This is a genomic window from Sulfobacillus sp. hq2 (assembly GCF_002903155.1).
GTDB classification, from domain to species: domain Bacteria; phylum Bacillota; class Sulfobacillia; order Sulfobacillales; family Sulfobacillaceae; genus Sulfobacillus; species Sulfobacillus thermotolerans.
Window position 1 is genome coordinate 26,582 of sequence record NZ_NWUL01000035.1, and the last position, 6,587, is coordinate 33,168.

10 protein-coding genes are annotated in these 6,587 nt (G+C 54.4%); 4 read left to right on the forward strand and 6 right to left on the reverse strand.

Annotated elements, in window-relative coordinates:
• The first annotated feature begins 4 nt into the window (after positions 1–4).
• Positions 5–763 (forward strand): HAD family hydrolase, encoded by a 759-nt coding sequence (locus CO251_RS11160; protein ID WP_103375902.1) that lies wholly within the window; start codon positions 5–7, stop codon positions 761–763.
• A 2-nt stretch (positions 764–765) separates the two neighbouring features.
• A complete protein-coding gene (locus tag CO251_RS18085; RefSeq protein WP_369825262.1) occupies positions 766–1,497 on the forward strand; it encodes a class I SAM-dependent methyltransferase in 732 nt (243 codons plus the stop codon).
• Positions 1,498–1,505: 8 nt separating this feature from the next.
• Here the strand turns inward: CO251_RS18085 and CO251_RS11170 are convergent, their stop codons facing one another.
• Positions 1,506–2,012, reverse strand: coding sequence for a phosphotransferase family protein (locus CO251_RS11170; RefSeq protein ID WP_158246301.1), 507 nt, complete (start codon positions 2,010–2,012; stop codon positions 1,506–1,508).
• A gap of 366 nt (positions 2,013–2,378) precedes the next feature.
• Between CO251_RS11170 and CO251_RS18090 the strand changes: the two genes are divergently transcribed.
• Together CO251_RS18090 and CO251_RS11180 are read left to right on the forward strand one after the other, a co-directional pair.
• Positions 2,379–3,131 carry an alpha/beta fold hydrolase gene (locus CO251_RS18090; protein WP_369825263.1) on the forward strand — a complete coding sequence of 251 codons (753 nt, stop codon included), beginning with the start codon at positions 2,379–2,381 and terminating at the stop codon, positions 3,129–3,131.
• Positions 3,132–3,502: 371 nt separating this feature from the next.
• Complete coding sequence (locus tag CO251_RS11180) at positions 3,503–3,730, forward strand: hypothetical protein (protein ID WP_103375906.1); 228 nt, start codon at positions 3,503–3,505, stop codon at positions 3,728–3,730.
• On the opposite strand, the gene CO251_RS11185 is transcribed toward CO251_RS11180, so the two are convergent.
• The 5 genes from CO251_RS11185 to CO251_RS17650 all read right to left on the reverse strand — a co-directional run.
• Positions 3,727–5,088: an ISKra4 family transposase gene (locus CO251_RS11185; RefSeq protein ID WP_103375907.1), complete on the reverse strand. Its 1,362-nt coding sequence runs from the start codon at positions 5,086–5,088 to the stop codon at positions 3,727–3,729. The genes CO251_RS11180 and CO251_RS11185 overlap by 4 nt on opposite strands.
• Before the next feature lies 1 nt (position 5,089).
• Positions 5,090–5,242: a hypothetical protein gene (locus CO251_RS17435; RefSeq protein WP_158246304.1), complete on the reverse strand. Its 153-nt coding sequence runs from the start codon at positions 5,240–5,242 to the stop codon at positions 5,090–5,092.
• A complete protein-coding gene (locus CO251_RS11190; RefSeq protein WP_242968562.1) occupies positions 5,239–5,961 on the reverse strand; it encodes a Druantia anti-phage system protein DruA in 723 nt (240 codons plus the stop codon). Before CO251_RS11190 ends, CO251_RS17435 begins: the two co-directional genes overlap by 4 nt.
• The gene (locus CO251_RS17750; RefSeq protein WP_242968563.1) at positions 5,859–6,218 is read right to left on the reverse strand and encodes a hypothetical protein; all 360 of its coding nucleotides are present in this window, start codon (positions 6,216–6,218) and stop codon (positions 5,859–5,861) included. The genes CO251_RS11190 and CO251_RS17750 overlap by 103 nt, the downstream gene beginning before the upstream one ends.
• A 155-nt stretch (positions 6,219–6,373) precedes the next feature.
• Positions 6,374–6,587 (reverse strand): hypothetical protein (locus tag CO251_RS17650; protein WP_207654678.1); only part of this gene is annotated, 214 nt, incomplete at its 5' end.

Here is a 6,587-nt window from a genome sequence, read left to right on the forward strand (position 1 = left end):
GTTCTTGTCATTATTTATTATGGACTTTGACGGTTGTCTCGCAAACGAGGACAGAACGGACATACATCCAGACTTTATTCCTATACTGAATGATCTGCGCCAAAGGGGACATTTTGTCGTTTTGGCTACAGGGCGGCGCCCGCATGCAGTCCCCAAGTCCATACCTCCATTCTTTGATGGGGTTGTTATGGCAAATGGTGCGGCTGTTCATTCCGGAGACCAGCGCATCTACCGGTCTCTAACAGAGAAACAAGTGATGACGGTAGCGGCTAAGTTAGAGCAACTAAATCAGAACTACTACGTTGATTACCCAGACAGAACCGTCGCGCGCTACTTACGAGGGAGTTCTGAAGAGGTGCTACCTAACCGGCGTTATGATTTTAGGCGAATTATATCTTTGAGATTGGCTCTTCGTTCTCTTCGGGATACAGCCTCATTTTTAACCTTGGCCACCACTATGCGCCTTTCCGTTCTTGCATGGCCAAGGTTCGACCAAGAGATTGTCCTTGAGTTGCTTCCCTTCGGTGTAACCAAATTTTCGGGAGTGCAACAATGCATCAAACTATTAGGTATAAAGAAATCCCAACACATAGTCGCCATTGGCGATGGACTCAATGACTTGCCTAGTTTCTTATCGGCAGATATTGCGATCGGCGTTGGCGAGCTCGACCCTGCGGTACAAGCCGTTGTTCATTGGCGAGCCACCACCCCAGACGAACTCGCGAACTGGTTGGGTAAATATGGGAGGGAGACCACAAAATGAAGATGAACAATTGGGCCGATACCGAATACGCAGCCAACTATGCAAGTCTCGCGGCTCCCCGGTACCGCGATAACGAAATATTTGTTACAAGCCTTCTCTCACTACTTGATCGTATGCCTGAGACCGCGCTGGACACATTTTGCGGTACTGGGGAGCTCGCCCTAGAGATGGCGCGCCGCGGAATATCAGTCACAGGATTGGATGTTAATTCTCATCTGATCGCTAAGGCCACGGAGTCAGACGATGGCCATCTCGTAAGATGGTACAATCAGGACATCAGAACCCTTGGCGTTCAACATGAATTCGACGTAGTCCTTTGTATGTTTAACTCCTTTGGATATTTCAAATCCCAACGAGAAAACCTTGATACCTTGCGCCGGATGCGACAAAGTTTGAATCTCTCTGGGTCACTGATACTTGAGATCCCTGATTTCGAAGCTGTGTTATGCAACTTTGTACCAAGGAATTGGATCGAAACCAAGACCGAATATATTTTGGTCGCAACACAGTGGAATGCAAGTCGCAACTGGTTGACCATCACTTTAACAACAGTTCCTAAGGCCGCGGGAACGCGATCTCGTCTTCATACGTATGGTATGCACCTATACAAGCCAAGGACTATGGAGCGAATGCTCAAATCCGTTGGATTTCAGACTATTGAAGTTCATTCAGCACTATCATATAACGTGGACGGGTTCGTCCCCCCTCATCTTTGCTATTTGGCAAAAACTTGATAATCCCGTCATAAACGACCATTAAAGATCGCTCGCACACAATTCTTAAAATCTTCTCCCGAATTGTAACCATGGCGAATAAGATACTCCGCGAAACTAAACGCGAAAAGACCCGTATACGCGATCAACACTTCGCTGTCCGGCATGCCGTAACCCGCCAAGAAGTCGTCGCGTGATGGGCAATCCAACAGATACCGCCCAACATCCCACAGGGGATCTCCCCATATTGCGAGCTCGTAGTCGAGTAAAACCAAGGAATTGTCCCGAGATCCTATGTTGGCACGCCGAATGTCTCGATGAATTAGGCATATTTTCGGGTTTCCCTGCGACTCGACTAAGGAGAGAAGGGTCGTCAACTGGTCCGTTACTTTGCGACCCATGTGCCTTTCAATAATGTCAACCCATTTTCCGGATTGCGTACGAATGTATTCCAACCACGTTGGTGCGACAAGTTCTGTGCCGGGGTCCCGAACACATGGAGAGATCCCCATCGTAGAAGCATGCAGTTGACTCATTAATGTCCCTATGTCAAAATCACTGATAACGGTATTCGGTGCGACGGGGTCGTAAGAAATTTCAATGGTGAGGGATGTTGGTATGTCTCTTAGTAGTTTCGGCCGTAACTTTTCCGATAACACCCGATACGCATGTGTTTCTCGAAGATAACCTGTTTTTCCGCCGAATACCTTTCGAACAAATCGTTCGTTTCCCCGAACAAGTAACTTTACGTTGTTGCCGGTCCATGGACTAGACAGATTAGAAATTATTCGTTCATGCATCATAGCACCAGTCTTTCTGCGGTTAATTTACCACTGATTCGAGGTGTAGGAATGCAAACACCAATGTTTGAGCTATATGGCCAAGGAAACCCAGCTCTCATTATGCTGCATGGCGCCCGCAGCTCACTCCGAGCATGGGAGCCGTTGATCCAACCACTTCAACGTTATTCTATCACATGGCTGGCATTGGACTTGTTTGGGCACGGACAATCCCCTCCGTTAGATAATATCGAGGATTCACTCGCAATGGCTACCAGCTTACTAAACTGGCTAAACCACCGAATGACAGCACCCGTCATTCTTGTTGGTCATTCTAGGGGCGGTAGATTTGCTTTAGAAATGGCCACTTTGCTCCCAAAGTCCCCGAGAGTTGTTAGGGGATTAATCTTAATCAGTCCTTCCGGACAGCCCAAGGGATTCAATCCGAAAAGTCTGCGATCTCTACCAAGGTTACAGCGAGCTTATGCTGACAAAGGCAGTACCTTAACACCCTATGACGCCGAGCGCTATCAGGAGGACACATTTCTGGCTAGGCAATTTGAAGCCCAGTTTGATAAACTTGACGACCGAAACCTGTTTGGTGTTTTGCCGAGGTTACATAAGGTTCGAGTACCAGTGCACTTGATATGGGGCGATTCCGATCAAATTGTTGATCCAAGTTGGTCTGGTGTGCTGAGAAGAAAAATTCCTTGCCGTACACGACTAATTGTTGTGCCGAACGCCGCCCACATGGCCATGCAAGAACAGCCGACTGTTGTTACAGCCATTATCCGACAATGTTATGGACAACTTCTACAATCAAATCGGACCCAATGCACCCAACAACGCCGTGGTATCGATAACCCCCAACTTTAGGAAAACGACCGAAATACGATGGAACTTTATAGGGGAATAGTTGCATTGGTGGCAGGCGACAAATCGTACCATGTTGTTGAATTCAGAGTCGTCCGACTTGTGTGCCGTCAGTCCTCTACTGTCTTTTCCTGCACAGTAAGCGAATGAAAATGGGTGTGGCTCCCTTAGAGGGACGGAATACAAAACATCGGCTCCTTAGCAGAAGGCAGTCGCCGTCGCAGTCACGTGGCCGATCCGCTAGGGCTGAATTCCTCGCCGCGTCGCCCGTGCGTTTCTACGCCCTTCTGGCAAGAAAAATGACCCCGAGCGCGAATGATATAAAGATAGAGTAGTCGTAAGAGTATCCAGGATGCGAGAGGAGGGAAGATCTCATGAGCTCATCGAAACGAGCCCCGGAGCTGAAGTCAGTCGCTGACAGCCTGTCAGGGCTGCCCGCGACGGAGGCCGCAGCGCTTCGCATGGCGCTGCAGGAGATTTTGACCAAGACTGATGGCACGAGTGCCGACTTCGAGGCCCGCTTGGGCCTCATTCAACGCCGTCTCTTGGCGGCAGGCACGAAGGGTTCGGTCGAATCCCCACCAGAGCAACCAGCAGATTAGGCGGCTGCGGAAAACGAGCCGGGGGCATAGCGCTCCCGGTGCACCCGTTGTTGTTCCTGGGCCAAGTGGTACGCCCAATACGCCGTCCAGTCGTCATTACTCCAGACGGCGCGGAGTTTCAAAATCGCCTCGGCCCCGGCGAGACCCCACCGGGCTCCCGTGATATCGAATCGATCTTTCACCAGATGGCGACAGGCGCCCTCAATGATGCCGGTCGCAATCGGCCAGCCTTGCGCCAAGGCCGTCGGGTAGTCTAAATAGGCGCGTTTATGGAGGAGATAGTCCGCACACCGATCCGCTGCCTTGCGCTGGTCCTTTGTCAGGTGGTTTGTGGTGGCCTTGCGGCGAATCGCCCCGGCCACCACGGACGATTTCCCGTGCAAAATGGCCAGACCGTGGTGCAAGACCCACGCTTCGGCTTGGGGGTCCCCCGCCACAAAAAAGCACCAGGCGGCTTTCCACAGATACTCCAGCACATGGATGAAATCGATGAACAGCTGGAGGTCGATGTGGCGCTGGTCCGCTTCCGTTTGCAGATGCCGCAACTGATCATTGTTGCCATCGACCAGGCCGAGCCAGGGGCGCTCATGGTGCGGATCCCGCCGTTCGGCTTCGTCCATGACCGTCTGAATGACGGAGCGGACATCGCCGACGACGCTGGCGGTCAACCATTTATCCTGGGCCTTCGGCCCCGGCGTCTTGGCGGCCGGAGAATCAGCCGATGGGGGTGAGAGAATATCGGAAGGCGTGCGGACCACCGGGGTCACCCCGTACACGGAGCCGACCTCCGCCATGCGTTTGCGCCCGCGTTTCTCGCCCGACGATAACCGGGTCTGGAGTTTGTGCCCCGCGTTCCCCACTTTGGCCGTGCTGGGTCGCAGGCCTTCTCGTCGCATCACGATCCCTTTGCCGTCCACGGACAGCACCAACACCTGATGCGCCGCCACTGGGAGCCGGGGCTGTTGGGCGTAAAAGGCGTCCACATCCCTGGCCGCCTTGCCGACCAGTTGTTCGACCTGCCGTTTGCCCAGCCGTTGCCCCGTCTGGTGTGCGATGGTGTCGACGGTGGAGTCAAACGAGTCTTGGAGAGCGGTACGCGCGGCGATTTCTCGGAGACCATGGGAATAACTTTCGGAGGGCAGGTTGGCGACGAGGTCGGCGGGATACAGATTGGTCGTCCCTTTATGGCGATAGGCCACCCGACTCACCGGGATGGGGCCAAAGATGGTGACCAAGGGCCGCGTGTGGTTGTCCTCGTGGGCCGTATGGGGGATCCCCTGGGCATCCATCACCTGAGCGTGATGCACTTCCTCCTTCGCCCGCAGGGCGAAATGGTCCGCCATCAATTGCCGGAGCATCTCACGCCCGCGGCACTCGACCTCGACTTCCAAGGCGGCATGTGAGGGCCTGCGCTTCGGCGCTGCCGGCAAAGGTCAGCAACGTGTCAAAGCGCTCGCATGTGCTGTGAAAGGTCGTGGGGTCTCCCCCTGGCAGAGTCTGAACCGGTGTCATCGTCGTGATGCTCCTTTCTTGGATGGGGTGGCGGGGGAAGGCGTTCGGGATCCGCCTGGGGCGATCGGGTCGGTGCGCCGCCCATCCGTTAAGGCGGCTCGAAAGTCGGGGCGCAGCGGATACACCCAGATGTCGCGCACGGGTTGCGCGGCCGCATGCGGCCGCGCCAGGCGGCCCTGCCCCGAACTGCGCCCAATTTTATGCCAATTGGCGGCCGCATAGGCCGTGCCCGCATAGCGCGCATGCTCGACAAACGTTTCCAAGAGCACGGGGTGTTCGTGGTAGCGGTGGGTCCAATCCGCTGGCAGACGGCGGGCGACGCCCGCCAAGAAACTCGAGGCTAAGCCTTGGACCTGCACCCACGGCAACACCAAAAATCGCCGATTGCCCACCACCTGGGACAAATGAGCCGTCCGTTCTTCCGGCGTCCACCCAATCCATTGGTCCCGAGCCGCTAACTTGAGCGCGGCCGATCCAAAGCCCAAGCACGCGACAATGCGGTCGTGCACGACCGCGAGATAGCGGAGTTGGGGCCCCGCCATGTGCGCACTATGCAAAGGATGATACCGCCGAACGAGTTCGCCCCATAACTGGGCCGATGCACTGCCCGGTTCCACTAACTGCCACTGGAGATCGGGGAAGTCGCCCCGAGAGCCCGTAAGGAGCTCTTGCGGATCCGAAGCGGCGGTCCAGGGCGCCTCAGGGGGGTGCCACGGGATTCCTGGGTCGGTAAGGGCAACCAAATGACGCCATGCTCTTCCATCTGTTGCAGGGCTTTGCGACAGGTCGCTAACTTCGGTTGGCCATTGGCCATGGTCCAATTCAAGGCCGTACAGACGGCACGGGCAATGGCACCTTGCGTGGTACACCAGGGATCATCGGTGATGCGGCGAATGGTTTCAATCTCGGCCTCGGTGAACGATCGTCCGCCATACCAAAACGGCGTTCCCCCGGGGTTGCGCTGTATGTAGTCCATGACGTTACCATACTGCGAGATTCACGGGGTGTCTAAGATGTTCAATGGAGTTCTCGTGGTGTGGCATCCGCTTTTCACGGGAATATCTGGGGTGAGCACAGCGAATCGTAGAATTACGAGTGATATCTATAGGATATGATGCAAAAATCGTCCCTCTAGAAGAGCCACACCCAATTATTATGGCTGTCCTTGGTGGAATGTCGAACGCAACCGCCTATGGTTGCAAAGCCTGGCATGGCTTTACGGAAATACAGCTGTCCTAAACATCGCAGCCGGTGGAGCTGAGGATTGTCTGCGATGATTGTTGCTACACCGACAAGGATTGCATCCGAATCGCCGCGGAGATCATGGACGTAAGACAAGGCCTTC